Annotated in this window: 20 protein-coding genes and 1 pseudogene; 13 read left to right on the top strand and 8 right to left on the bottom strand. The window is 57.3% G+C overall.

What is annotated here, in order from left to right:
* Positions 1-63: 63 nt before the first annotated feature.
* A complete protein-coding gene (locus TX23_RS23110; RefSeq protein WP_057704190.1) occupies positions 64-714 on the bottom strand; it encodes a TetR/AcrR family transcriptional regulator in 651 nt (216 codons plus the stop codon).
* 122 nt (positions 715-836) lie between these two features.
* On the opposite strand from TX23_RS23110, the gene TX23_RS23105 reads away from it, so the two are divergent.
* From TX23_RS23105 to TX23_RS23095, 3 genes are all read left to right on the top strand, one after another.
* Positions 837-1,895 (top strand): MBL fold metallo-hydrolase, encoded by a 1,059-nt coding sequence (locus TX23_RS23105; protein WP_057704189.1) that lies wholly within the window; start codon positions 837-839, stop codon positions 1,893-1,895.
* Positions 1,896-2,001: 106 nt separating this feature from the next.
* Positions 2,002-2,700, top strand: coding sequence for a hypothetical protein (locus tag TX23_RS23100; protein WP_082629698.1), 699 nt, complete (start codon positions 2,002-2,004; stop codon positions 2,698-2,700).
* 133 nt (positions 2,701-2,833) lie between these two features.
* On the top strand, positions 2,834-4,324 hold the full coding sequence (locus tag TX23_RS23095; RefSeq protein WP_057704187.1) for an amidase family protein: 1,491 nt from the start codon (positions 2,834-2,836) through the stop codon (positions 4,322-4,324).
* Positions 4,325-4,503: 179 nt separating this feature from the next.
* On the opposite strand, the gene TX23_RS23090 is transcribed toward TX23_RS23095, so the two are convergent.
* The 3 genes from TX23_RS23090 to TX23_RS23080 all read right to left on the bottom strand — a co-directional run bounded on the left by TX23_RS23090 (position 4,504) and on the right by TX23_RS23080 (position 6,839).
* Positions 4,504-4,884 (bottom strand): helix-turn-helix domain-containing protein, encoded by a 381-nt coding sequence (locus TX23_RS23090; protein ID WP_057704186.1) that lies wholly within the window; start codon positions 4,882-4,884, stop codon positions 4,504-4,506.
* Between the two features lie 106 nt (positions 4,885-4,990).
* Complete coding sequence (locus TX23_RS23085) at positions 4,991-5,938, bottom strand: hypothetical protein (protein ID WP_057704185.1); 948 nt, start codon at positions 5,936-5,938, stop codon at positions 4,991-4,993.
* A gap of 253 nt (positions 5,939-6,191) precedes the next feature.
* Positions 6,192-6,839 carry an HAD-IB family hydrolase gene (locus TX23_RS23080; RefSeq protein ID WP_057704184.1) on the bottom strand — a complete coding sequence of 216 codons (648 nt, stop codon included), beginning with the start codon at positions 6,837-6,839 and terminating at the stop codon, positions 6,192-6,194.
* Positions 6,840-7,218: 379 nt separating this feature from the next.
* Between TX23_RS23080 and TX23_RS23075 the strand changes: the two genes are divergently transcribed.
* Positions 7,219-7,704, top strand: coding sequence for an Hcp family type VI secretion system effector (locus TX23_RS23075; RefSeq protein ID WP_057704183.1), 486 nt, complete (start codon positions 7,219-7,221; stop codon positions 7,702-7,704).
* Positions 7,701-8,414 (top strand): DUF4225 domain-containing protein, encoded by a 714-nt coding sequence (locus tag TX23_RS23070; RefSeq protein WP_057704182.1) that lies wholly within the window; start codon positions 7,701-7,703, stop codon positions 8,412-8,414. The genes TX23_RS23075 and TX23_RS23070 overlap by 4 nt, the downstream gene beginning before the upstream one ends.
* A gap of 433 nt (positions 8,415-8,847) precedes the next feature.
* Here TX23_RS23070 and TX23_RS27565 read toward each other — a convergent pair whose 3' ends face one another.
* The 3 genes from TX23_RS27565 to TX23_RS23040 all read right to left on the bottom strand — a co-directional run bounded on the left by TX23_RS27565 (position 8,848) and on the right by TX23_RS23040 (position 12,187).
* The gene (locus TX23_RS27565; RefSeq protein WP_082629697.1) at positions 8,848-9,564 is read right to left on the bottom strand and encodes an HNH endonuclease; all 717 of its coding nucleotides are present in this window, start codon (positions 9,562-9,564) and stop codon (positions 8,848-8,850) included.
* A gap of 529 nt (positions 9,565-10,093) precedes the next feature.
* Complete coding sequence (locus TX23_RS23050; protein ID WP_057704178.1) at positions 10,094-11,344, bottom strand: ribonucleotide-diphosphate reductase subunit beta; 1,251 nt, start codon at positions 11,342-11,344, stop codon at positions 10,094-10,096.
* Between the two features lie 573 nt (positions 11,345-11,917).
* Complete coding sequence (locus tag TX23_RS23040) at positions 11,918-12,187, bottom strand: DUF2790 domain-containing protein (protein WP_057704176.1); 270 nt, start codon at positions 12,185-12,187, stop codon at positions 11,918-11,920.
* A 397-nt stretch (positions 12,188-12,584) separates the two neighbouring features.
* On the opposite strand from TX23_RS23040, the gene acs reads away from it, so the two are divergent.
* The 8 genes and pseudogenes from acs to argR all read left to right on the top strand — a co-directional run bounded on the left by acs (position 12,585) and on the right by argR (position 20,583).
* On the top strand, positions 12,585-14,540 hold the full coding sequence (gene acs, locus TX23_RS23035; RefSeq protein WP_003193632.1) for an acetate--CoA ligase: 1,956 nt from the start codon (positions 12,585-12,587) through the stop codon (positions 14,538-14,540).
* Positions 14,541-15,216: 676 nt separating this feature from the next.
* Positions 15,217-16,002, top strand: coding sequence for an ABC transporter substrate-binding protein (locus TX23_RS23030; protein WP_043050341.1), 786 nt, complete (start codon positions 15,217-15,219; stop codon positions 16,000-16,002).
* Between the two features lie 91 nt (positions 16,003-16,093).
* Positions 16,094-16,783, top strand: a complete 690-nt coding sequence (locus tag TX23_RS23025; protein WP_003193627.1) for an ABC transporter permease — start codon at positions 16,094-16,096, stop codon at positions 16,781-16,783.
* Positions 16,780-17,478 carry an ABC transporter permease gene (locus TX23_RS23020; protein WP_003193625.1) on the top strand — a complete coding sequence of 233 codons (699 nt, stop codon included), beginning with the start codon at positions 16,780-16,782 and terminating at the stop codon, positions 17,476-17,478. Before TX23_RS23025 ends, TX23_RS23020 begins: the two co-directional genes overlap by 4 nt.
* Position 17,479: 1 nt before the next feature.
* Positions 17,480-18,592, top strand: coding sequence for a succinylglutamate desuccinylase/aspartoacylase family protein (locus TX23_RS23015; protein WP_057704175.1), 1,113 nt, complete (start codon positions 17,480-17,482; stop codon positions 18,590-18,592).
* Positions 18,593-18,619: 27 nt separating this feature from the next.
* On the top strand, positions 18,620-19,384 hold the full coding sequence (locus TX23_RS23010) for an ABC transporter ATP-binding protein (protein WP_014719598.1): 765 nt from the start codon (positions 18,620-18,622) through the stop codon (positions 19,382-19,384).
* Positions 19,385-19,418: 34 nt separating this feature from the next.
* Positions 19,419-19,505 (top strand): annotated as a pseudogene (locus tag TX23_RS28540) (outer membrane lipoprotein carrier protein LolA); the annotation flags it as partial.
* 97 nt (positions 19,506-19,602) lie between these two features.
* Positions 19,603-20,583 (top strand): transcriptional regulator ArgR, encoded by a 981-nt coding sequence (argR, locus tag TX23_RS23005; protein WP_034128470.1) that lies wholly within the window; start codon positions 19,603-19,605, stop codon positions 20,581-20,583.
* An 8-nt stretch (positions 20,584-20,591) separates the two neighbouring features.
* Here the strand turns inward: argR and TX23_RS23000 are convergent, their stop codons facing one another.
* Complete coding sequence (locus tag TX23_RS23000; RefSeq protein ID WP_057704174.1) at positions 20,592-25,619, bottom strand: leucine-rich repeat domain-containing protein; 5,028 nt, start codon at positions 25,617-25,619, stop codon at positions 20,592-20,594.
* Positions 25,620-25,763: the final 144 nt, after the last annotated feature.

The raw sequence follows: 25,763 nt of genomic DNA, 5'->3' as shown, positions 1-25,763 counted from the left end.
GAATAATCAGTGTCCTTTCAGGCCATTTGCGCAAACAGCGGGTGAATGCGCCAAAAGCGACCTTTAATGTCGCCCCGCCAAGAGGTCCTGAGGCAGGGGCGGGGTGCGCACTTCGTAGCCGGCGAGAAACAGGTCGATGGCAGATTCGATGACATCGGCCTGGGCGGCTGCATCGAGAGTGGGCTGGCCCAGCGTGATTTGCGGCCAGAAAGCAAAGGCCTTGAGCAAGCTCTGGATCTGGTGAGCCGCGAAAGCCGGGTCGGTACAGTTCAGGCGGCCGTCTTCCTGGGCGGCGCGTACCCATTGGGTAAACCCTTCTTCCCGTGCGCTGAGGCGATTGACCATGTCTTGCGCACGTTCAGGCGAGTGGATGGTGGCGGCAATGGCCACACGCGCCAGGTCGAGGAAGTTGGCGTCCGACATCATCTTCATCTTCGCCTCCAGCAACGTGCGCAGTTGATCGCGCAGGGGGCGGTCGCTGGCGTAGTTCACGTCCAGTTGGGCAACGCTGCTGGCCCACAGCTGGCTCAGTATCTCGGCGAACAGCTCTTCCTTGCTGGGGAAGTGGTTGTACACCGTACGCTTGGAAACGCCGGCGGTGGCGGCAACTTTGTCCATGCTGGTGACCTCGAAACCGTTCTCGCGAAATTCGGCAATCGCCGCCGCCACAATGGCGTCGCGTTTACGTTCGGTGAGGCGCTTGGGGGCAGTCATGGATAGCGTTCGACTCAATCAGGAAATTACACTCGGCAGTTTACTTGCTCGGGCTTTTGTTGCAATCTAGAAACTACACTGTGCAGTGTAATTATTCCGTGTACTGTAGGAGTCACTCGGTAATGGCCACGATTTCAACCCGTGTCGACCCTGCGCCTGCAGCGCTCCAGCCTGCCGGGCAGGACCAGGGGCACTTCACCAATGACGCCCCGGTGCAACACGGCGGGCTTGGCAAAACCTTGCGCATTTTCTGGAACATGCTGTTCAACAAACCACGCACTACGCGGCCTGCGGGGCAGATCCCGGTGCAGCCGCTGACCCGTGAGCAGTTGTTGGCGGCACCCGATCACACGGTATACCGCCTTGGGCACTCGACGGTGCTGCTGAAGATGCGCGGTAAATTCTGGGTCACCGACCCGGTGTTCGCCGAGCGCGCCTCGCCGTTCAGTTGGGCAGGCCCCAAGCGTTTCCACGCCCCACCTATCAGCCTTGAAGCGCTGCCACCGCTGGAAGCGGTGATTCTTTCCCACAACCACTACGACCATCTCGACCGCCAGGCTGTAGTGCAACTGGCTGACAAGACGCGCTTCTTTTTGGCGCCATTGGGTGTGGGCGACACGCTGATCAAATGGGGCGTCGACGCCAGTAAAGTCCGTCAGCTGGATTGGTGGCAGGGCACAGAGGTCGATGGCATCCGTTTTATCGCTACCCCGGCACAGCACTTTTCCGGGCGCGGCCTGTTTGATAGCAACCAGACCCTGTGGTGTTCCTGGGTGATGATCGACGATGCGCGACGCATCTTTTTCAGTGGCGACACTGGGTATTTCGATGGTTTCAAGCGCATTGGCGAGCAGTACGGTCCGTTTGATCTGACCCTGATGGAAACCGGTGCATACAACGTCGATTGGCCCCATGTGCACATGCAGCCTGAGCAAACGTTGCAGGCGCATATTGATCTCAAAGGGCGCTGGTTGTTGCCGATTCACAATGGCACCTTCGATCTGGCGTTCCATGCCTGGCACGAACCCTTCGACCGCATCATGGCCCTGGCCTGGGAACGCAATGTATCGATCACCACCCCGGCGATGGGGCAGGCGTTTCGCTTAAACCAGCCTGAACGCGGTCATGCATGGTGGTTGGAGGTGGAAAGCCTGGGCACCCAAGAGCGCCTCATCGATTGAAACTCATTTTTACGAGAAATGAGTTTTCAAGCTGTTTCAAGGCTGCGACAGGCATCAGCCATGGGTGCGATGATCCCCGCAAATTTATATTTCGGGGGTGGTTTCGATGGAAAATAAATGCAGCAAGTATTGGCGAGTCGGTATGGCTTGCCCACCCAAGCAGCCAGCGCCCGAGCTTGAGGAACGCTTTGCCAGTGTCCCCCCGTCTACTGATTGCGCAGGCTCACGCGGCATCGCGTTTGATGCCGGTGCGATCCCGGCCAGTCGCATCCCCATCCCCGGCTATAACGCGCCGGCTCTGCCCCTGAAACCTGCACGCGATCCCTCGTTGTCATTGATTGCCTTGAGCGGCCTGGAGCCTTCAGGCCCGGTGATGGTTCAGGTGCCGCTGGTACAGAACAACAGCGCTTTCAGCGCAGCCCCGACGTTGAGCGGCAGGCGGGTGGGGTTCGCCCAGCGGTGGGGGCATGATCAAGCACCGATCGAACACGGGGCGGCATTTTTGCACGCGTTGGATGTACTGCGCCGGGCCGGAACCAACGTGGTGGCGGTGCCTGCGCGCCGCGCCGATGACCCGCACCCTGGCGGCAATGAAATTGATGAGCTTGTGCACGCGTATCAACTGGACGCTCTGGTAGCCGATAGCCAGAACGCCGCCTTCCATGACGCATGCTGGAGTGGTTACCCAAGGCTTAACGAACCGCTTGAGGACGGTGCGCTGTTGTGGTTCTACGGTGCGCGGTGGTCGAAGGATTCGCTTGCGGCACTGGTACTGGGGTACCGCAATTTTCAACGTCTGGTTTGAGTACAGACGGTGCTGAACAATCCCACGGGATGAACCAGCGGTGTCGCGCTTCTTGGCGGGAGCAGAGTTTTTAGACTGGCGCCTGGATCAACGAGGATCCTTCGTCATTTCTTACTCTCTCAGGAGATGTTTCATGTTTGGTATCGGCGCTGGTGTGAGTTTCTTTGTTAACTACTCACATAAAAATTTGCCTGTTCAATCGTCGCCAGCGATTTCAACACCGGTTCCCGCCGGCACGGAATATGCCAGTGTGCGCGAACTGGCTGAGCAGATGTCACGACCGGGGGGCTTCACCTCCGAAGGGCTGGTCACGTATTTGCAAGAGCGCATTCGCACGCTGGATCCGCAACTAAGGTCTGTTATTGAGCTCAACCCGCAAGCGCTCGAAACCGCCCGCGCGCTGGACCAGGAACGAGCCAATGGTCAGGTGCGCGGGCCGCTGCACGGCATCCCTATCTTGCTTAAAGACACTATTGAAACGCAGGGTATGCAAACCAGTGCAGGTGCGTTTGCGCTGGTAGGGGCGCCAGCAGGCAAGAACGCTCCGTTGGTGGACTACCTGATCAGCCAGGGCGCGATAGTCCTCGCTAAAACCAACATGACGGAGCTGGCGGGTTTTCGCGGCACCCCCGATGGTTGGAGCAGCCGCGGCGGGCAAACCCGCAACCCTCATCATCCGGACGCGGACGTTGGCGGCTCCAGTTCCGGTTCGGCCGCCGCCGTCGCCGCAGGGTTGGCACCCTTGGCGGTGGGGGCCGAAACCAACGGTTCGATCATCGTACCCGCAGCACTCAATGGCGTGGTGGGGCTCAAGCCTAGCGTCGGTTTGCTGGATCGCGATGGCATTATCCCGGCTAGTCAGCACCAGGACACACCGGGCCCGATGGCTCGGTCGGTGTTCGACGTGGCGCTGATGCTCAACGCCATGTCTGCCCGCAAATCTCATGATTCGGCGAGCGTGGAGGTTGATTACACGAAGTTATTGGTACCCGATGCGTTGAAGGGCAAGCGTATTGGTTACCCCGTGACGTTTACTGCAAACGGTGAAGTTCAGGCCCTGGAAAACAGCGCACAGTTCAGCAAAACACTGGAAGTGCTTGAGGCACAAGGGGCGGTTTTAGTGCCGATTAACCTGCGTATAGCCGATGCCTCAGGCTATGAGAAACTGTTGTTATCGGATGTAAAGGAGGAGTTGAATGGCTATTTGGCCAAGCGCACGGGATTACCCGTCAAGTCACTGACAGAGCTGATCAAGTTCAACGAAGACCGCGATGGCAAGGACACCGATCATCAACCCGACCTCAAAAAAATTAATGACTCCACACTGGACCCAGCGTCGCGCGAAACGGCGTGGAACGAACTTATTCAGGATTTTCGCAGCACCGTGGATGAGCCGATCAAGACGCACACACTGGACGCCATAGTGTCGGATTTTGATACCAACAGTTACTTCGGCGTAGCAGTGGCCGGCTACCCAGGTATCACCGTACCCTCCGGCACCACCGAAGACGGTTTACCCACGGCGGCCCACTTCTTCGGCACTCGTTTGAGCGAGCCCACGTTGTTGGCGGTGGCCCATGGGTATGAGCAGGCCGCACAAGCGGCGACCAAGCCTGAGCTTTGACCGCTCAGGTCATCTCACATCGCAAAAGGAGTGCCAGGCACTGAGCCTGCCGGCCTGAAGCTTCACGGTTTACACTCAATGCCATGGAGGGACGCCATGGCATACAGAACTCATACGTAGCCTGCGTCGGCATGAAACCTGGTTGAAGCCGTTGAGCTGCCCGGTGATCCGGCTGGACGCTACGCACCATTCGGTTGAGGCGCTGATGGGTCAATTGTTGCCGCTGTTGAACCCATCAACCGAGCGATAATGCCTTGTGCAGGCGGTTGCGCCGCTGCGGTATCAAACCTGCGCGCACTCATGCCCCACCCCGGCGCAAAACCCGGGAAAAACACCAGCCCTTGTGCCTCCAGGCAAAACGCCAGGATCAAACGGGTCTCATCATCCACGTCGCCGTGGGACTCAAATTGTTGAATCGCCTCTACCGCCACGCCAGTCTGGCGAGCCAGTTGTTCACGGCTCCAGCCCAGCATGACGCGGGCCTGCGCGCTGTGTTTGGGGGTGAATTGGTGCAGGACGATCTGCTGTTCTACAAAAGAGCTCATTGCCAGAGAGGACATGGGGGTTCTCCAGGTTCGACAGGGGAGGCACAACTATACTGTGTTTTTGTACAGTTGTTTGTACCGCTCATCCACTCGATTATTTTTCGGCGTCTGAGCTCCCCGATCACTCAATCCCTGGCGCTTCCCGAATGATCAGGTGATCCAGGTTCTCGATATTTGCGCTGAATACGCTGAACATTTGCTCGGGGTTTTGTTTGCTGGGCACTTGCTTGAGCTCTGGTGTCACCCCGTAGAAGAAGCAATACAGCGGCCGTTGGCTGCCGGCTGCGGCCTTGATTTGTTCCAGGAAAGCCGTGCGCTTGCGGTAGCTGTCGATGATCTTTTTGCTCAGGTAGACATTGACTGAATAAGGCTTTTTATCGAACCACACCTTCTTTTCGAAATCGATGCGAAAGCTGCTGGTGTAGTCTTTGATTACCTTGATCCTGCCCCAGTAGATCAAGCCCTTGTTGTCTTGCAGGTATTCGATTTTCTTGAAGAAAGCCCAGTAGGTCGCGGTGTGCTCACCGATCTTCAAGGGCATGGCCTTGAGCTTGTCCTTGTCATCAATGTTCGACACGTAACATTCCACCGGGTGGGCAAACACACTGGTTTTGTCCGGGGCGGTGTCGTTGTTGGGGTGGGATGTCTGCGTGCGGTTTTCAGCAACGCTTGCCGGCTCTGGTGAGGGGCTTGCATCGGTATTGATAGCCGGCGATTTACGCAAATACTGACGCCGTGTCAGTACAAACTCCGAAGGGAAATTGTCCTCGCGCTCGTCGTCACTTTCACCGGTCGCGGTCTTATGGTCGCTGGCATAGCGACAGCCCTTGATATGCCGGGTACCGGGTTTGTTCTTGAAGTGCGGGGTGCGCAGGTAATTGACGTTTTTGGCGTTGAAGGTGCTCAACACATTACCGGCATCGAACGCTGCGCGGCACGCGTCGTTGGGGCAGAGGAAAGGCTCCCCGTCGGAATCGAAGTCAGCGGTTTCGTCGAAATTCAGCTCTCGCACGTCGTAGATCGACAATTTTTCATCGAGAGTCAGGCTGTAGGCCGTGTCGAATTTCATGGGGCTCGGGTCCGTGGGCGGTTTGGCTATTAATAGCCGGATCCTGTGTAAATATCAGCAAGAACCTGCAACGCGTGGTCCGCTCAAGAAGCCTGACGGTAAAAGCGTCTGCAACGGCTCTCGGCGTGGACCCCAAAACCACAACGTAAACACCATTCCACTGAGATGCACGGATCAAATGTGGGAGCTGTCGAGCCCCAGCGAGGCTGCGAAGGGATCACCTCGGTTCACCCGCCAACCCCACTCACCCGCATCACCGCTGCAACCGAGCTCGCTTTTTCTTCTTCGCATGAAAATGCCGAAAATGCGCATCCTGCGCCGCCGCCAACAACTCCCGATCCCCACGCGTATCGCCCCAGGCCCTGAGCCGATACTCCCCCAGGTCGCCATACACGGCCTCAAGCCGCAGCACCTTATTCTCACAACGGCAGTTATTCCCAGTGAGCTTGCCGGTCAACACCCCGTCGACCACCTCAAGCTCAGTCCCAATCAACTTGATCCCAAGCCGATCGGCAAACGGCTGCAACACCAACGCCGGCGACGCCGAGCACAACGTCACCACCGCCCCCGAGCCCAACTCCTGCTCCACCGACAACACCCCCGCCGGGCGCATCAACCGCGCCCAATTGCGCTGGCAATACTCCTCGGCTTTCTGCTGCACCCACGTCTTCTCCACCCCAGTCATAAAGGTGCGAATCAACTGCGCCTTCAACTCATCCCGGCTGATCTGCCGCACCAAAAACCGCAGCCCCGGCACCGCCAGCTTGACCATCCGGCCATAAAACTCACCGGTGCCAAAGGCAAACTTGAGGAAGGGCACGAAACTATCGTGGTGGGTGAGGGTGCCGTCGAAGTCAAAGACGGAAAGTACTTTGGCGTCTGCGGGGCCGGCTTCGAGCATGTCTGGGTTCACGGGTGGTCCTTATCAGGTAGGGCGGTTTCATAGCGTTGTGACTGGCGCGTGCCTGTCGGGGTTCAGGTTGACGGTTCAGCCTGGCCGCTGCGGGTCAGCCTCTGCGCTCTTCTGTGTGCGTGCGACGGGCCATGCGTTTATGGCGATACGAGTTTACTACCCCTGAGCCAGGAGTGGGGCTTCCGAGGTTCCGGCACGCTCACTCAAGAGCGAGCGCGGGCAGTTCGTACAAGTGTTTTGGCTGACTGATCGAACTGTGCGTTAAATTTCCTACATACCGCTCGTACCACTTAAAGCGAACTTTCCGATATTTCCTATTTGCAATTTTTCGTATGGTAAATGCCAAAAACAACAAGGCGTTAACCCTATGGCAAACCACGGCTACATGACCATCAACGGCAAATCCCAAGGCCTCATTTCTGCAAAATGTTCGACTCACGACTCTATAGGCAACAAGTGGCAAGAAGGGCACTGCGACGAGATAATGGTGCTGTCCTTCCACCATAATATGGCCAACAGGGGCAACGTCAGGGCGTCAAGTCATGGGCCGATTGCCATTACCAAAAATATCGACAAATCGTCACCCTTGCTGGCGGTAGCGCTTTCCAACAGGGAAGAGCTCAACTGCGTCATCAATTTTTACCGTATCGCCCAATCGGGCTGGCATGAAAAATACTACAGCGTCGATATTCGAGGCTGCATCATCACCGACCTCACTGTCGACGTACCGCATTCTGTTTTGCATATTGATGCAGAGGCACAAGAGCATGTTGCGCTTAAATATCGCGAGATAATCTGGACTCACCATAAGGCGGGTACAAGTGGCTTCAGTACTTGGGAGACAGGCCGGTGAATAAAAAAGATAGGAAACAGCAGCCCACATTTCACAACATCTGGGTGGTTAGCCAGGCTGCGGCGTATCTGACTAACCAAGCTTGTACCATCAGTGCTCGTAATATTAATGATGGGATTGTTCGGCTGCAATTCAATCGGGAGGTGGCTTATTACGCGCGGAGTATTGTTAGGGATGTTGAGGAAGGCAGGAAAACTATTGATCAGGGGTTGAAAGAAATAAAGCAAGAACAAGAAAGCCTCATAAACCAATCTCTGGAGGTGGGGAGGAAAGGCATCGGGGTTATCGCGGGCGCGCTCCAATTTGCGACGGGAGCAGGAATTTGCTACGCCTCAGTCGGTACGCTGTGTTTGCTGGCGGGTATCCCGATTATGGCGCACGGCGCTAATAATATTTATGAGAACGGTCGCAATTTAATGAATGATGTCTCAGATACAGCGGGACCAGTCAGGAGCGCATATCGCGCCGCAGCAACGTCATTTGGATATGGTGAGCGTGAAGGCGACCTAGCCTACGGTGGTACGGATATAGGATTGTCAATGTACAGTCTTGGTAGGCGTGTGATTAAACCTGACGCATGGCGATTGTTTAGATACATAAGATCAGATAAAGAGCGGGCTTATAAAACTATGGGTGCCGCGCCGTTAGGGTTGGAAGCTTATACCGACTACGAAACTGGTAGGCAAATATATAAAAGGCTTAATGAATGATTGTGCTTTGGTCGATATTGTTTGTGATGGGTGGTGTATGGTCCGCTTATGCTCTGAAAAGGAGGTTTTCTGGGTGTAATTTGAATTATATAAAGCTGTATTCTTGTGTGGTCTATAACGGCTATTTTGTGGTGTCCTATATTGAGGTGATTAAGTATGGCGAGTTTCCTTTTTTTGGGGTTAGGACTGATTTTATTATTCAATATCCAATCATCGAGTGGATTGCCTTTTTCGGCATATTGGCTCACGGATTTGCACTTCCTATGAAGTGGAAGGTCAAGCGCTGGTTCTGAACGAAAAAAGAGAGTGTAGGCTTGTCGGAGGCAGAGAGTACTTAGGCCTTAGGTTCGGCTTCGAGCATGTCTGGGTACACGGGTTGGCCTCGGTCCTACCTAATAGTTTTTAAGCGTGCATCAAGTGTGACAGTTGGAGTCTACTCCGGTGTCAATCTTCCGATCCTCGCGTAAAGCCCTTCGGTGAAAGCCACCCGATCACTCGACCGATGACAACGCTGATGGCAATTGGGGCACAAGGCTACAGCATTGGTGATGCGATCCGAACCCTTCTGGGCCAGGTGCTTGACGTGATGTACTTCAAGAAATGGCTGACCATTGTCCAGATTAAAGGGCGCGTGCAGGCCGCAGCCCTCGCAAATTCCCCCTGCTTGCTGACGCACCCAGGCCCGTACTACCGGATCGCGTACATAGGATGTGCTGGTTGTAGTGACCTGTTGCGGCGCAGTGATGCCCTCGGGTTGGACCTTGATAGGTTTGCTTTGAAGCTTTGCTGCGCGCTGCTCAAGTAACTCTTCATCAAACGTTGGGGCGTTGTCTTTAAACTCGACGATACCCCGTTGTGCCAACATTCGGCTGATGCGAGAAACGACCCCCGATCCGACATTTTTTGCGGGGGTGTAACCAGTAATTGGCTTTAGATTCAGTATTTCAAACACAGCAGAAATATTGCGCATACGGTAATCGACCGATGCCAAAGATCGAGCGCTTAGAGCGCCTTCGCGCAGAAGCTCGTGTTCGGATTTTTTGTTCAGCGGCTGGCCTAAATTTACCAGCTGCAACATTTTCAGATAGCCGTCCACGGAAGCTTCAAGCTCCTCATCGCTCCATCCGGTATTACTTTTTTGCGTATCCATACAGCCGCCGAGGGTGGAACACCCTCGGACGATACTGTTTAGCCATTATTGCGTCTACGAAATTTCCTACAGATTGGTCGGAGTTGATGGTCGCCTTGGTCAGTAAAGTCTCGGCTTCATTCTGAAAGGTTGCATGAGCTTTCGCCACCAAGGCACTTTTGCTCGCGGCCAAGTCTTCAGTGAGCGGTAACTTGGGCAGGTGTTGATTGGACATTCCATATGACCTCTACGCGATTTGCTGAAGGGCTAAGACCCCAACGTAGAGAGGACGGTCTAAGAAACCCCAACCGGCGAAGCCCATAGCAGCGTCTAACTCACTTGATGAGGCCAAGCGAGATTTTGCCGTGTGATTAAAGGCTTGCTTCTACGTCGGGCGTTTCTTAGGCACCGGCGAATGAGCCTAGATAGCATCGAAATTTGAATCAATCGCTACGTGGATGATTCGTCCTGTAGGAAGTGTTGTTCAGTTCAATGAGCATAAAAAAGCCCTGAACAAGTCAGGGCTCTTGAGTATTACTTAGCTTGGAAATCAATCCCAGCTCAACGCACCGCCCGTTTGATACTCAATCACGCGGGTCTCAAAGAAATTCTTCTCTTTCTTCAAATCCATGATCTCGCTCATCCACGGGAACGGGTTAGTCGTGCCTGGGTATTCTTCTTTCAAGCCGATCTGCGACAGACGACGGTTAGCAATGAACTTGAGGTAATCCTCCATCATCGCCGCATTCATGCCCAACACCCCACGAGGCATGGTGTCACGCGCGTATTCAATCTCCAGCTGCGTACCCTGAAGAATCATCTGGGTCGCTTCTTCCTTCATCTCGGCATCCCACAGGTGCGGGTTTTCGATTTTGATCTGGTTGATCACGTCGATACCGAAGTTCAGGTGCATCGACTCATCGCGCAGGATGTACTGGAACTGCTCGGCCACGCCGGTCATTTTGTTGCGACGGCCCATGGACAGGATCTGGGTGAAGCCGCAGTAGAAGAAGATGCCTTCCAGTACGCAGTAGTAAGCGACCAGGTTGCGCAGCAGTTCCTTGTCGGTTTCAACGGTGCCGGTTTCGAACTTCGGATCGGAGATCGAGCGGGTGTACTTCAGGCCCCAGGCGGCCTTTTTGGCGACCGATGGAATCTCGTGGTACATGTTGAAGATCTCGCCTTCATCCATGGCCAACGATTCGATGCAGTACTGGTAGGCGTGGGTGTGGATCGCCTCTTCGAAGGCCTGGCGCAGGATGTACTGGCGGCACTCCGGGTTGGTGATCAGGCGGTACACGGCCAGCACCAGGTTGTTGGCAACCAGGGAGTCGGCGGTGGAGAAGAAGCCCAGGTTGCGCATGACGATGCGACGTTCGTCGTCGGTCAGGCCTTCAGGGTTGCGCCACAGGGCGATGTCGGCGGTCATGTTGACCTCTTGCGGCATCCAGTGGTTGGCGCAGCCGTCGAGGTATTTTTGCCAGGCCCAGTCGTACTTGAAGGGCACGAGTTGGTTGAGGTCGGCGCGGCAGTTGATCATGCGTTTTTCGTCAACGGCGACGCGGGCGGAGGCGCCTTCGAGTTCGGCGAGGCCTTCGGCGACGTCGAGTTTGTCCAGGGCGGCCTTGGCGCGCACGATGGCGGCCGAATCATTGGCGGTGACGGCGCGGGCTTCGATGGCGGCGGCAGCGCCGGCACCGTCGAGGCGGTCCATGTTGGCTTCGGTGGCGTGGCCAGCGTTGGCGCCTTTGGTGGCTACTTCGCCTTCATCTTCTTTGTCGAATTCGTCCCAGCTCAGCATGACGTGTCGTCTCCTGCGTGAGGGCTCAAAGGTGCCCGTGTGAAACCGGATGGTTGGGTGTTCACACGGCCCTAGGGCCGCGGTGGATCTTAAGGAATCGTTTGTTGCAGCTAGCGCACGCATTAAACGGAATAGGGCTACGGGTGCTCTGCGTGAGGCTTGAGGTGCGCAGCGGTAGGTGCAAGCTCGCGCGGGATGCCTCAGGTCTGGCTCTTCGTCCCAGTGTAAAGGGATATTGCAGGCCCGATTTACCCGCGCATTATAGGGAAAAATTTGGGTTTGTGTTGCGGCGGATGGTCACTTGAGCGCGCCAAAATGACGTGGTTTTCGGCCAGAGCGAGTGTTTGCAAGGCTTTGCTGGGGATGGAAATTTCTGACGGGTGTTGGGAGAAATTTTATGGGGAGGGGAGGGAGCAGGTGAGAAGGGCTGTATGGGACGTCGTGGCTGAAACCGCCATCGCAGGCAAGCCAGCTCCCACATTTGATTTGCGGTGTATTCGAGGTGGGTTCTTGGCCGCAAGATTGATTTCTTGCGGCGACCAAGATCCGGGTTGAATCTAAATAACCAAGTTGTTATCCGTTAGAGCAACCATTGCCCATCACTTGATAGTTGAGGATGTGTCGTTGACCTTGGGAGTCTTCATATTCCATCTTTACCGGAACAACTTCACAGACTTCCGGAATACTGCTCATGGACACTACTTTAGCCACATCCAAGTGAGTGCTGTAGGTGTAATCCTCAACAATCGGGGCGTTGCGGCCAGCCAGTTCAGTCGGGGCCTCGTCGGCCAGGGCGGCGGTGGCGCACAAGCTGCTCAGGGCCATAACTAATAACGCTTTCATTTCTTCATTACCTTCTTCAGGGCGAAAGGGGGCACGGGGCCCTTGTGAGGCCGCGTGTGTCACTTAAAAGTTGGGAAGTTCGGATTAACGTTGCCTTCGTGGGGGCTGTTGCGTTGTTAATCAGAGTGCCTTGTTGGCGGAGTTGATTTTAGGCGCCTCGGTTATATTCATATACCCGTGGTTTTGATAAACACTTTTGGCGGTTTTTGTAACAATCGCCCTATCAAGGTTTTTTTAAGCTACCGGCAAGGCGCCACGGGCCCGGGCCAGAGCAGTAGCCGGCATAGCAGGGCAATTTGTAGGGTCTTGTTACTACCATCGTCGAATGGTTCTATAGGCTCACCCCGGCTACAACAGGGGCCATACAACAACAACTATTGTCACCGAGGTAAGAAAGATGAGTGCGGCTTCCCTGTACCCCGTTCGCCCCGAAGTAGCAGCCAACACGCTGACCGACGAGGCGACCTACAAGGCCATGTACCAGCAGTCGGTGGTCAACCCCGATGGCTTCTGGCGTGAGCAAGCCAAGCGCCTTGACTGGGTCAAGCCTTTCACCGCGGTGAAGCAGACCTCTTTCGACGACCACCATGTCGACATCAAATGGTTTGCCGATGGCACCCTGAACGTTTCCTACAATTGCCTGGACCGTCACCTTGCCGAGCGTGGCGACCAGATCGCAATCATCTGGGAGGGCGATGACCCTGCCGAGAGCCGCAATATCACCTACCGCGAGTTGCATGAAGAAGTCTGCAAGTTCGCCAACGCCTTGCGCGGCCAGGACGTGCACCGCGGCGATGTGGTGACTATCTATATGCCGATGATTCCCGAAGCCGTGGTCGCCATGCTGGCCTGTACCCGCATCGGTGCGATTCATTCGGTGGTGTTCGGCGGTTTTTCTCCCGAAGCCCTGGCCGGTCGCATCATCGACTGTAAGTCGAAAGTGGTGATTACCGCTGACGAAGGCATCCGCGCCGGTAAGAAGATTCCGCTGAAGGCCAACGTCGACGATGCGCTGACCAACCCGGAAACCAGCAGCATCCAGAAGGTGATCGTGTGCAAGCGCACCAATGGCGCGATCAAGTGGAACCAGCACCGCGACATCTGGTACGAAGACTTGATGAAAGTGGCGGGCACCGTCTGCGCGCCAAAAGAGATGGGCGCCGAAGAAGCGCTGTTCATCCTCTATACCTCCGGCTCTACCGGCAAGCCTAAGGGTGTGCAGCACACCACCGGTGGCTACCTGCTCTATGCGGCCCTGACCCACGAGCGTGTATTCGACTATCGTCCAGGCGAAATCTACTGGTGCACCGCCGACGTGGGCTGGGTCACCGGCCACACCTATATCGTCTACGGCCCGCTGGCCAATGGCGCGACCACAGTGTTGTTCGAAGGCGTGCCGAACTACCCGGACATCACCCGGGTGGCGAAGATCGTCGACAAGCACAAGGTCAATATCCTCTACACCGCACCGACTGCGATCCGCGCGATGATGGCTTCCGGCACCGCCGCCTGCGAAGGCGCCGACGGCAGCAGCCTGCGCCTGTTGGGCTCGGTGGGTGAGCCGATCAACCCGGAAGCCTGGGACTGGTACTACAAGAACGTCGGCCAATCCCGTTGCCCGATCGTCGATACCTGGTGGCAGACCGAAACCGGCGCCACCTTGATGAGCCCATTACCAGGCGCCCACGCGCTCAAGCCAGGCTCGGCCGCACGACCGTTCTTTGGTGTGGTGCCGGCACTGGTGGACAACCTCGGTAACATCATCGAAGGCGCTGCCGAAGGCAACCTGGTGATCCTCGATTCGTGGCCAGGCCAGGCCCGTACTCTCTACGGCGACCATGATCGTTTCGTCGACACTTATTTCAAGACGTTCCGCGGCATGTACTTCACCGGTGACGGCGCCCGTCGCGATGAAGATGGTTACTGGTGGATCACCGGTCGCGTGGATGACGTGTTGAACGTGTCCGGCCACCGTATGGGCACCGCCGAGATCGAGAGCGCCATGGTTGCTCACCCCAAAGTCGCCGAGGCGGCGGTGGTGGGCGTGCCCCACGACATCAAGGGGCAGGGCATCTATGTGTATGTCACCTTGAAGAATGGTGAAGAGCCCAACGAAGCACTGCGCCTGGAGCTGAAGAACTGGGTGCGCAAGGAAATTGGCCCGATTGCCTCGCCGGATGTGATCCAGTGGGCGCCGGGGCTGCCGAAGACACGGTCGGGGAAAATCATGCGGCGCATTTTGCGCAAGATCGCCACGGCTGAATACGATGGGTTGGGGGATATCTCTACCTTGGCAGATCCAAGCGTGGTGGCGCATTTGATTGAAACGCACAAGACCATGAACGTCGCGTAAGCGGGGTAGGTGGGCCAAAGCCCCATTCGGTGTAAGCCGGGTGGGGCTTTTTTTGGGGGCTCAGAAGCACCGAGGTTCAATGTGGGAGCTGGCTTGCCTGCGATAGCTATTTATCAGTTAGCCCATCTTTGGCTGATACACCGTTATCGCAGGCAAGCCAGCTCCCACAAAGGGGTGTGGGTGGCGGTCTGACAGAGCCGCATCACAACCAAACCAATAAATATCGGTTTTCCCCGTAGGACGTTTCTGGATGTTACCGGCCCGCTCAAATGTGTAACCGCCCGCACAAACCTGGGGCAATGGACCCCGGGCACGCCCCGAAAAACCGCGTTCTAGACGCCCAAAAAAATAAGATTAAACGCCACACTTGCCGTGCTAGAAGGGTTTGCGAATAATAGGCCCGTAATTTGCAGCATCATCAGGTTTAATATCTTTTGTCTCTGCATAAAATTCAGAGGCTGTCAATGAGCTGGAACCGCTTTCTCGGTGCTTCTGTAAATTGTTGTCGCATTGAGGAAATATCGGCTTCCGGCCTGTCGTTAGAATGCCGATCACTCGCTCGTCGTCGCAGGTGTCGCCCGCGCAGGACGCAGCCCCGCTATTCGGTTACACCTTCGCGCATCGTGGGCCATGGCTCATACTGCTGTTTTTGCCCTATACCGATGGAGTCCCAAAGATGAAGAAACTCGTGCTGTTGGGCGCCCTGGCGCTGTCCGTGCTGTCCATGCAGGCTTTCGCCGAAGGCAAGCCACTGAAAATTGGTATCGAAGCGGCTTACCCTCCGTTTGCCTCCAAGGCACCGGATGGCAGCATCGTCGGTTTTGACTACGACATCGGCAACGCGCTGTGCAAGCAGATGGACGTGAAATGCACTTGGGTTGAGCAAGAGTTCGACGGCCTGATCCCTGCGCTGAAAGTGCGCAAGATCGACGCGATCCTGTCGTCCATGTCCATCACTGACGACCGCAAGAAATCGGTGGACTTCACCACTCGCTACTACCTGTCCCCAGCGCGTCTGGTGATGAAGGAAGGCACCACCGTCAGCGACAGCCTGGATGAGTTGAAGGGCAAGAAGATCGGTGTGCAGCGCGGTTCGATCCACGACCGTTTCGCCCGTGAAGTCCTGGCGCCAAAAGGTGCGGATATCAAGGGTTACAGCACCCAGAACGAAATCTACCTGGACGTGGCCGCCGGGCGTCTCGACGGTACCGTGGCTGACGCTACCCTGCTGCAGGATGGCTTCCTGAAAACCGACGCCGGCAAAGGCTACGCGTTTGTAGGCCCGTCGTTCACCGAAGCCAAATACTTTGGCGACGGTATTGGTATCGCCGTGCGTAAAGGCGACAAGGAAAACCTTGAGCGTATCAACGCAGCGATTGCCGCGATCCGTGCCAACGGCGAATACAAGAAAATCCAGGACAAGTACTTCGACTTTGATATTTACGGCGCTGATGCCAAGTAAGTAGTCGCAGCTGTCTGTCCGAAATGGCGCAAGCAACAGTCATCCTGAAGTTTGCGCCATTTTTTCATCCCCCTTTTCGAGGACCTGAATCATGTTGAAAGGCTACGGGGCCGTTATCCTCGATGGCGCATGGTTGACGCTTCAGCTCGCCTTGTCGTCCATGGCCTTGGCCATTGTTCTGGGTCTGATCGGGGTCGCGTTACGCCTGTCGCCGGTGCGCTGGTTGGCTTGGCTGGGTGACTTGTACTCCACGGTGATCCGCGGGATCCCCGACCTGGTGCTGATCCTGCTGATTTTCTATGGCGGCCAGGACTTGCTTAACCGCGTCGCGCCCCTATTGGGCTTTGACGACTATATCGACTTGAACCCCCTGGCCGCCGGTATCGGCACCCTGGGTTTCATCTTTGGCGCCTACCTGTCGGAAACCTTCCGTGGCGCCTTCATGGCTATTCCCAAGGGGCAGGCTGAAGCCGGCCTGGCGTATGGCATGAGCAGCTTCCAGGTGTTTTTCCGGGTGATGGTGCCGCAGATGATTCGGCTGGCGATCCCCGGGTTTACCAACAACTGGTTGGTATTGACCAAGGCCACCGCGCTGATTTCGGTGGTGGGTCTGCAAGACATGATGTTCAAGGCCAAGCAGGCGGCAGACGCCACCCGCGAGCCTTTTACCTTCTTCCTCGCAGTGGCGGCGATGTACCTGGTGATCACCAGCGTGTCGTTGCTGGCCTTGCGTTACCTTGAGAAGCGCTACTCGGTAGGCGTAAGGGCGGCTGATCTATGATCTTCGACTACAACGTCATCTGGGAGGCCATGCCGCTGTACCTTGGCGGCTTGCTGACTACCCTGAAATTGCTCGCCATCTCGCTGTTCTTCGGCCTGCTCGCGGCCTTGCCCCTGGGCTTGATGCGGGTGTCCAAGCAGCCGATCGTCAACGGCGTGGCCTGGCTTTACACCTACGTGATCCGCGGCACGCCGATGCTGGTGCAGTTGTTTTTGATCTACTACGGCCTGGCGCAGTTCGAAGTGGTGCGCGAGAGCTTCCTGTGGCCGCTGCTGTCCAGTGCCACGTTCTGTGCGTGCCTGGCGTTTGCGATCAACACCAGCGCCTACACCGCCGAAATTATCGCCGGCAGCCTCAAGGCCACGCCTAACGGTGAGATCGAAGCGGCCAAGGCCATGGGCATGTCGCGCTACAAGCTGTACCGCCGCATTCTGTTGCCGTCGGCCCTGCGCCGTGCGCTGCCGCAGTACAGCAACGAAGTGATCATGATGCTGCAGACCACCAGTCTGGCGTCCATCGTTACCCTGATCGACATCACCGGTGCCGCGCGTACGGTCAATGCTCAGTATTACCTGCCGTTCGAAGCCTATATCACCGCCGGCGTGTTCTACCTGTGCCTGACCTTCATCCTGGTGCGCCTGTTCAAGTTGGCCGAGCGCCGCTGGCTGAGCTACCTGGCTCCACGGAAGCACTGATATGGAACGTATCGATCATCTGCTGCCCTGGGGGCATTTGGGCTGCGAGCGCCAACTGAGCGTGTTCCGCTTCGGCAGCGGCGAGCGCAAGGCCTATATCCAGGCCAGCCTGCACGCCGATGAGTTGCCGGGTATGCGTGCCGCGTGGGAACTGAAAAAGCGCCTCACCAAGCTGGAACAGCAGGGCGCCCTCAACGGCGTGATCGAGCTGGTGCCGGTGGCCAACCCGATGGGCCTTGGCCAGCTGTTGCAAGGCAGCCACCAGGGGCGTTTCGAAGTGGGCAGCGGCAAGAACTTCAATCGCGACTTCGTTGAGTTGAGCGAGCCGGTCGGCGCATTGTTACAAGGCAAGCTGGGCGATGACCCGCACGCCAATGTGCGCCTGATTCGCCAGGCCATGAGCGATACGCTCACCGCCTTGCCCGAGCCGAGCAGCCAGTTGCAAGGCATGCAACGCATCCTGCTGAGCCATGCCTGCACCGCCGATGTGGTGCTGGACCTGCATTGCGACGCCGAAGCCGCACTGCACATGTACGCGCTGCCCCAACACTGGCCGCAGTGGCGGTCGCTGTCGGCACACCTGAATGTGAAGGTCGGCCTGCTGGCGGAAGATTCCGGCGGCAGTTCGTTTGACGAGGCGTGCTCGTTGCCGTGGCTGCGTTTGTCGCGCCTGTTCCCCGAGGCGCAGATTCCGCTGGCCTGTCTCGCGACGACGTTGGAATTGGGCGGCCAGGCCGACACCGGCCGTGATGAAGCCATCTTCCACGCCGAAGGCATCCTTGCGTTCCTCGCCGAACAAGGCTTGATCAAGGGCGAGTGGCCCGCGCCGCAACACGAACCTTGCGAAGGTGTGCCTTTTGAGGGCACCGAGCTGCTGTTCGCGCCCCATGCCGGGGTGATCAGTTACCTGCGTAAAGCGGGCGACTGGGTAGAAACCGGCGATGAGATTTTTGAAGTGATTGACCCCCTGACCGACCGCGTAAGCACTATTTGCGCGGGTACCTCGGGGGTGTTGTTTGCCGTTGAACGGCTACGTTATGCCCAAGCGGGTTTCTGGCTGGCCAAGGTGGCGGGGCGCGAAGCGCTGCGTCACGGGCGCTTGCTCAACGACTGACCACCTGTTTTTGTGAGAACCGACCGCATGTACAAGCTTGAAGTCCAAGACCTGCATAAACGCTATGGCAGTCATGAAGTGCTCAAAGGTGTGTCCCTGGCCGCCGCCGCCGGTGATGTGATCAGCATCATCGGTTCCAGCGGTTCGGGCAAAAGTACCTTTTTGCGCTGCATCAACCTGCTGGAGCAGCCTCACGCCGGCAAGATTCTGCTCAATAACGAAGAGCTGAAACTGGTGGCCAACAAGGACGGCGCCATGAAGGCCGCCGACCCCAAGCAACTGCAACGTATGCGTTCACGCCTGTCCATGGTGTTCCAGCATTTCAATCTGTGGTCGCACATGACCGCGATTGAGAACGTGATGGAAGCCCCGGTGCACGTGTTGGGCATATCCAAGAAAGAAGCCCGTGAGAAGGCCGAGCATTACCTGGCCAAAGTCGGCGTGGGCCATCGTAAGGATGCGTTCCCGGGCCATATGTCCGGTGGCGAGCAACAGCGCGTAGCGATTGCCCGTGCGCTGGCGATGGAGCCTGAGGTGATGCTGTTCGACGAACCTACTTCGGCGCTGGATCCGGAGCTGGTGGGCGAAGTGCTCAAGGTCATGCAGGACCTGGCCCAGGAAGGCCGCACCATGGTGGTGGTGACCCACGAAATGGGCTTTGCCCGCGAAGTGTCGAACCAATTGGTGTTTTTGCATAAAGGCATTGTTGAAGAACGGGGCAATCCTCGCGAAGTGCTGGTGAACCCGCAGTCCGAGCGCCTTCAGCAATTCCTGTCCGGCAGCTTGAAATAGTCAAGGTTGCCACCCATCCCCTGTAGGAGCGAGCTTGCTCGCGAAGATCGTCAACGATAACGCGGGAAGCCTGATACCCCGTGGCGTTCTCAGGTTTTTCGCGAGCAAGCTCGCTCCTACAGGAGGGCAGGGCTTCATTGTTTTTGAGATTTGTGTTGGTTTACGGGCTAGCATTGGCCCACAGCTTCTTTCACCGTTTTCGCTCCGGATAGCACTCCATGACCGCCCACAAAATTGGTTTCCTGATTTGGCCCAGCACAAAAGCACTCACGCTTGCGCTGGCTGAGGAGGCCTTGCGCGTCGCTCAGCGGGTGCATCCGGATGTGGTCTACGAATTGTCGTTTCTGCAGGCCGAGCCGCAAACCGAGGGCGCCTGGCAACTGCCGGGCGAGCCGTGGGCCGGCAAGCTGGAAGGTTTTCAGAAACTGTTCCTGCTGGCGGATGAGCCGCCTGCCGCTATCGCCTCCCAGCTCAGCACAGCGCTCAAGCAGCTGGTTCGGGCTGGTTGCGTGATCGGCGGGTTATCGGCGGGCGTGTACCCATTGGCCCAGCTTGGTTTGCTGGATGGTTATCGTGCTGCCGTGCATTGGCGCTGGCAGGACGACTTCGCCGAACGCTTCCCCAAAGTCATCGCCACCAGCCATCTGTTTGACTGGGACCGTGATCGCCTGACCGCTTGCGGCGGCATGTCGGTACTTGACCTGCTGTTGGCGGTATTGGCCCGTGACCATGGTGCTGAGTTAGCCGGTGCTGTGTCTGAAGAACTGGTGGTGGAGCGCATCCGTGAAGGTGGCGAGCGCCAGCGCATTCCGCTGCAAAACCGCCTGGGTTCCAGCCATCCGAAGCTGACCCAGGCGGTGTTGCTGATGGAAGCCAATATCGAAGAACCGCTGACCACCGACGAAATCGCCCAGCACGTGTGCGTTTCGCGACGACAACTGGAACGCATCTTCAAGCAGTACCTTAACCGCGTTCCCAGCCAGTATTACCTGGAACTGCGCCTGAACAAGGCGCGCCAGATGTTGATGCAAACCAGCAAGTCGATCATCCAGATCGGCCTGTCGTGCGGCTTCTCCTCGGGGCCGCATTTCTCCAGCGCCTACCGTAACTTCTTCGGCGCTACGCCCCGTGAAGACCGCAACCAACGGCGCAGCAGCAGCCCGTTCGAGTTGTCGTCGGTGCCCTCCGAGCGCGGTTGAGCGGCGCGCTATTCATCGCCCTCTGTGTCGGATCCGCCGCTGACGGAGTCCCGGTTGGGATTGATTGGCGGGGGTTGTAAAGCTTCCGGTACATCGAAATTTACCGTCGTGCGGTTGTAGTAACTGCGCAGCATGGCGATCGCCGCGGGCGAGAACGGGTTGCCGCTGAGGTCGAAGCCCTGGGCTCTGTCTGCATCCATTTCAAGCAGGTCGCTGGGTAGCTCGCTAATCTGGTTGTTGCGCAAGCTCACTTGATCAAGCGATGGCAGGTTGAATATTCCGTTCGGCACTTGCGTGAGGCCGGCTTCTTCGATCATCAAACCTGTCAGTCCCGACATTTTGCTGATGTCGGGCGCGACGCCCAGCGGGTTATGACTCAGGTCCAGGTACTCAAGGTTTTGCAGGTCGCTCAGGGCGTCGGCGCTGGTGGTGGTCAAGCGAATATGGTTGTTTGAAAGGCTCAGTGACTTGAGTTTGGGTAGTTTGAACACGGCGCCAGGAATGTCGTTCAAGGCATAGCGGTAGATCAGCAGGCTTTCCAGGTTGGGAAAGTGCTCGAGAAATCCCTGGGGAATCGACGTAGTTTCCTCTGCTCTCAATTCCAGCTTCGAAATGTGCTCGAAATCGATATTCAATGACGGTAGATCGCCTAGCGGCGCCAGCGTCACTTCCATTTCGTGGGAGGCGGCGGACGGCTCTTGATCGAAGTCCAGAGCGGTTTCCCGTCGCCAGGCTGCTTCCAGCACTGTTTTGAGTTCGTCTCGCACCAACTGCTGCTGAGCCTGGGCTTGCTCGTCCAGTGGTGCCCTCGTACGCGGATGCTGCGCCGGCACACTCACTATCCATTCCTGCAAATCGGCTTGAAGACGCTCGTAGTCCGCTTTCAAGCGCACCAAGTGTGCCATTGAGTCGTCCAGGCCGCCGGGCAGCCTGAAGAGGAAGTTATTCGCCTGATCGACGCTGTACTTGGGGTAAAGCGCTTGCACCAAAAGCCTCTGCGCGGGGTTGGCATCAGCACCAAAATGTTCGCCGGTTACCTGGCAATAGGCTTTGATCCTCTGCAGCGTGGCGCGTGAGAACCCGTTGCCTGACAGGTTAAAGGCTTTGGCGGCATTGCCTGGCAGCTGGAAGATCAAATCAGGCAGCCGACTCAAATAGTTGTTGCTCAGATCGGCGCTGACTAGTTGGGGGCGATTGAGCAAGTTCTCGGGAAACAGGGAGATATGGGTTCCGCTCAGGTTCAGCGTCTGTAGTTCGGGCATGTGCCCAAGGTTGGGAGACCGTGACAGCTGATTGTTGTTGGACAGGTCCAGGCTTTTGAGTCCTGTGAAGGGATCAAGGTCTGCGCGGTTTTGCAGAGTCAGGTTGCAGTTGCGCAGCGTCAGTCTGTCAAGGTGAGAAAGTGCGATGACCTCGGGAGGAATTGTGTTGAGGGCAACGTCGCTCAGATGCAACGTACGTAGGTTGGGGAAGTGGGTGAGGAAACCTGGGGCTCCCCGGGTAGTGGAGTAACCCTTTAGCGTCAAACTGGAAATGTGATCGAAGTTTGCATTGAGTACAGGCAGTTCGCCGTGTATGGGGTAGCCAAGGTTCAGTGTGCGTCCGATTGCGTGGTCAGTATCGATCGGCGTTTCATGGCGCCAGCCGCGGAGCAGTTCTTGTGTCCATATCCAGCGGTGCAGTTCCGCTTCGGCGACCGTGGAAGGGGGCAGCGGGGCATCGGTGTTGAGAGAGGCCTGCAAGAGGGTCGAGCGCCAGGCCATCAGATCGGTTTTGAGTCGTAAAAGCTCGTTTTTCAGGTAGCGGAGCGTCTGTAAGGGAGTGCTGGGATAGCTGTTCAAAATGTCCAGTGTCTGAACCAGCTCTTGCGGGCTCAGGCCAGGGTACAGCTCGTGTAACAACGCCAACTCGGGGGTGCTGCCGGCCTCTGGCGGTGTGGCGGGGTAGCCTTCCATGCCGCCGGGCAGGCGCATCAGCCTGGGGTCGTAGGCAGGTTTGCGCACTGGATCCTGGGCCAACAACGCGCCGAGCGCTTCACGTGTCACGGGGCGCTGGCTCAAGGTTTGCCGCAGCAACGGACCCTGGCCGATATGAATGCCCAGCGCATCGCGCTGAGTGTCAGGCAGGGCCTGCAGGACGGCAGTGTAAAAATCCGTTTCGGCAAGCACCATGCCTTTTTCGTCTTCGGGGATGTACTCGCCTTCGATGGTACGCACCAGGGTGCGTTTGATCGGTGCTTCAGGAGCGCCGATTGCATCGTGCAGCTTGCCGGTTTGCTTGAAATCGCGCACTTCCAGGCGCACAGACGGCGACCAGCCCGGCAGGTTTTCCAGCGAGTGCAGGGCGAGGCGGTGGGTGTCGCTGTTTTCCAGAGCGGTCATGTACAGCCCTTCATGCGCCCTGCTGATTCGAACGTGATGAGCGGCCCAGCGTGCTCGCTCAAGTACCGGTGCGGGTACCTTGCCTTGGTCGATGTCCAGCAACTGCTGGCCGGTGGAGCAGCGTAATACGTCTTCGGCGGCGCTCGTTGGCAGGCCGGGCGCGGCGTCGATGATGGTTTGCAGGCGTGCGTCAGCGGTTATCTCCAGCCCGCGATAACGCGAGTCGAACAGCGAGGCGCGGCTTTTCTGAGCGGCGCGTGCCAGTTGTTTGCGCAGTTTGGCGGTGCGCGCAGGCAGGGTGGGCGTGGGGCCGAATGGCTCTTCAAGCAAGGTTTTGCGTTCCGACTCGTTCAAGGTTTCCAGCACGATCGTCAGCAAATCGCCGTTGTTCATCTGGGCTTCGTGTATCTGTGCCACGGCGGCGTTTTTATGGCCTTTGTGCTCCCAGACGGTTTCACCTTTGGCGTTGAGAAACCGCAGGGTCTTGGATTCGGGCCATAGGCCCGTCTGGCTCAGCAGCCACAGTTGGGTTTGGGGATCAGCCTTCTGATACATCGCAGGGTCATCGCTGTTCATCTGGTCGATGAAAGTTTGCAACTGCTCATCGATCCGGATGCGCTTGAGTGTGTCGGCCAACAGTGGCGGCGGCGGTTGGTGGTCCATGTACAGTTTGCGCAGGACGTCATCATTGGTCTCGCTGATGCGACTGGCTCTTTCAAGACCGGCTTCGCTGATACCTTCGGCAGATGGGCCGAGCCGGCGCAGCAAGGTGGTGCGATTCCAGGTCAACGGGCGATCCACAGGCGTCAACCAGGCGCCCTTGCCATTGCTCAATACCCGTGGGCGGTAGGCGTGGGGGCGCGTCGGATGTTCAAGGCTAGCGTTGCCCGAGGGTTGCTTGATGGAAAAATATTGCCCGTCCAGCGCCAGGATCTGCTTGTGTTGATGGGCATGTAATCCCTGCGGGCTGGGGCGCGACCCCGGCACCAATTGAATGTCATGGGCGTAGGGCGCGAGATCAGGGTTCCACAGACGGGTTTTACGGTCGGTGGTCACCGCAGTGAGTCTGTCAAAGAAGTCCCATAGCGCCTTCGGTAGCGTCTGTCGCAACAGGTTTTCGGCTATCGGTGCGCCGACCGCGAACATGCCCAGTTGGACCATTTGCTCAAGGATCGACATCAGGTGCCCGAATGCCTGGCGCTTGAGCCCTTCGGCCCAGTCGAGGACGCCTTCGAACACATCGTCGAGCAGTTGATAGGCGGTATAGCCGAGCATCAGTAAGCCCAGCGGCGGGACAAAGGGTGTTGCGATGAAGGCGGCGATTTCGAGAATGGCTTCTCCGATTTTCTGCACAACCTCCCAGCGCCGCCAGCGGGCATTTCTGTCAGCGTCGGCGGTGGGAATGGCCGTTACGCGAGCATCGTTGAGCAACTTATCAAGCTTGTTCTCATACAGGTGTTCGTACAGGTCGTTGGTGATTTTCGTCGCATAGAATTGCAGGTTGGTTTTGGCCGCGGGTTCGTCACGCCAGACAGGGCGGGGGTCGCCTGAAACATGCTCGTGCCAGACGACCTGTGATAAGCGGCTGTTGAGATCGGCAAAGAAGTAGCCACGCTGTTCATGCCTGACGAAACGGCTGAAAAACGCCTGATAGTCGGCGCTGCGCAGTTTGTTCGCCAGGTCCTGCATGAAGGCCTGACCGTTGGCGTAATACTTGAGCGGCGATTGCGGGTCGCCCGGAATATAGGCCACCATCGGGACTGCGCTGCGATTGGACTCCAGGTCGGCGGCGAACAGCACGATGCCGGTCAAGGGGGCGTTCATCAGGCTAAGGTCATGGCACAGCAACGGCCTGCCGTTCAGGTCGCCGATCAGGTTTTTGAGAACGTTGCGCAGTGCATTGAACGCTTGGGGCGATACATCCTTTTTCAGCTGCGCCATATGCAAGCTGGCTTGGGCGTCGGCTTTCAGGCTATTGATGACCTTTTGGCGCAGTTGAGCCTTGATCGCCGCGTCATTGAAGCCCAAAAGGTTCTTGAGGTAGCGCTGGTATTGCTTGCCGACATCCAGCGTGCGGCATAACCCAATGAATTGCGCGATGCTGATCTTCTCGCGTAATTGGGGCAGCGTGGTGAACTGCCCGGTGGCGGAGGGCTGAGTAATGAATGTCGACTCTTTGGCATAGGCCGTTGGCTTGCCTTCGCCCGCATCAAAGTTGTGCAATGCCGCCTCCACCAGTGAAACCGTCCAGGTTTTGGCGCCAGTTTCTATGGGAAGCAGCGGTGTGGTCTGTGGGATATACAAGCGCAGGTAAACAGCGCTGACGTCGCAGTCGGCGTCAAACTGCTGCTTGAGTGCCTGTTGCAGCAAGGGTGCGGCAAATGCTTGCGGGGATTGGAGCGTGGACAGGGCGCTGTCGACTTGGTTTTGCGCCTTCCAACTGTTCTCCAGTGCCTTCTTGGCGGGAGCTTGCTGGGTGCGGTTGGCATCGCCATACCAATCGGCGAATTCAGTTGGGCTGTTTTTCAGGGCCTGGCGCCGGGCACTTGAGGCGTTCCCTAGCCATTTCGGCAGGCGGGGAGTGACCCCGGCAGGCGCTACGGCTGCGACCTGTGCGAGGTGTTGGGAGAGCGAGGTTTGAGTTGGGGTGGGCATGGGCTGGATCTTCATTGAGTTGAGGCAGCGACATCACACCAACTTTGATGCAGCGCTGGAGCATATATAGTGATGCCCGCAACGAAACCCGCAGACCTCGCCCCTGTCTGCCTTGCGTATTGAGGCCGTGCTGCATGGAACGCA

The sequence above is a fragment of the Pseudomonas paralactis genome (genome assembly GCF_001439735.1).
GTDB lineage: Bacteria > Pseudomonadota > Gammaproteobacteria > Pseudomonadales > Pseudomonadaceae > Aquipseudomonas > Aquipseudomonas paralactis.
Note: the sequence above shows the minus strand (reverse complement) of the source record. Positions and strands in the feature narration are given on the sequence as shown.

Coding starts and splice junctions, on each gene's coding strand:
- TX23_RS23015 (WP_057704175.1), top strand. CDS start 17,480: ATGGAACGTATCGATCATCTGCTGCCCTGGGGGCATTTGGGCTGCGAG.
- TX23_RS23040 (WP_057704176.1), bottom strand. CDS start 12,187: ATGAAAGCGTTATTAGTTATGGCCCTGAGCAGCTTGTGCGCCACCGCC.
- TX23_RS23050 (WP_057704178.1), bottom strand. CDS start 11,344: ATGCTGAGCTGGGACGAATTCGACAAAGAAGATGAAGGCGAAGTAGCC.
- TX23_RS23010 (WP_014719598.1), top strand. CDS start 18,620: ATGTACAAGCTTGAAGTCCAAGACCTGCATAAACGCTATGGCAGTCAT.
- argR (WP_034128470.1), top strand. CDS start 19,603: ATGACCGCCCACAAAATTGGTTTCCTGATTTGGCCCAGCACAAAAGCA.
- TX23_RS23110 (WP_057704190.1), bottom strand. CDS start 714: ATGACTGCCCCCAAGCGCCTCACCGAACGTAAACGCGACGCCATTGTG.
- TX23_RS23090 (WP_057704186.1), bottom strand. CDS start 4,884: ATGTCCTCTCTGGCAATGAGCTCTTTTGTAGAACAGCAGATCGTCCTG.
- TX23_RS23025 (WP_003193627.1), top strand. CDS start 16,094: ATGTTGAAAGGCTACGGGGCCGTTATCCTCGATGGCGCATGGTTGACG.
- TX23_RS23085 (WP_057704185.1), bottom strand. CDS start 5,938: ATGAAATTCGACACGGCCTACAGCCTGACTCTCGATGAAAAATTGTCG.
- TX23_RS23020 (WP_003193625.1), top strand. CDS start 16,780: ATGATCTTCGACTACAACGTCATCTGGGAGGCCATGCCGCTGTACCTT.
- TX23_RS23030 (WP_043050341.1), top strand. CDS start 15,217: ATGAAGAAACTCGTGCTGTTGGGCGCCCTGGCGCTGTCCGTGCTGTCC.
- TX23_RS23000 (WP_057704174.1), bottom strand. CDS start 25,619: ATGCCCACCCCAACTCAAACCTCGCTCTCCCAACACCTCGCACAGGTC.
- TX23_RS23100 (WP_082629698.1), top strand. CDS start 2,002: ATGGAAAATAAATGCAGCAAGTATTGGCGAGTCGGTATGGCTTGCCCA.
- TX23_RS23080 (WP_057704184.1), bottom strand. CDS start 6,839: ATGCTCGAAGCCGGCCCCGCAGACGCCAAAGTACTTTCCGTCTTTGAC.
- TX23_RS23105 (WP_057704189.1), top strand. CDS start 837: ATGGCCACGATTTCAACCCGTGTCGACCCTGCGCCTGCAGCGCTCCAG.
- TX23_RS23095 (WP_057704187.1), top strand. CDS start 2,834: ATGTTTGGTATCGGCGCTGGTGTGAGTTTCTTTGTTAACTACTCACAT.
- TX23_RS27565 (WP_082629697.1), bottom strand. CDS start 9,564: ATGGATACGCAAAAAAGTAATACCGGATGGAGCGATGAGGAGCTTGAA.
- acs (WP_003193632.1), top strand. CDS start 12,585: ATGAGTGCGGCTTCCCTGTACCCCGTTCGCCCCGAAGTAGCAGCCAAC.
- TX23_RS23075 (WP_057704183.1), top strand. CDS start 7,219: ATGGCAAACCACGGCTACATGACCATCAACGGCAAATCCCAAGGCCTC.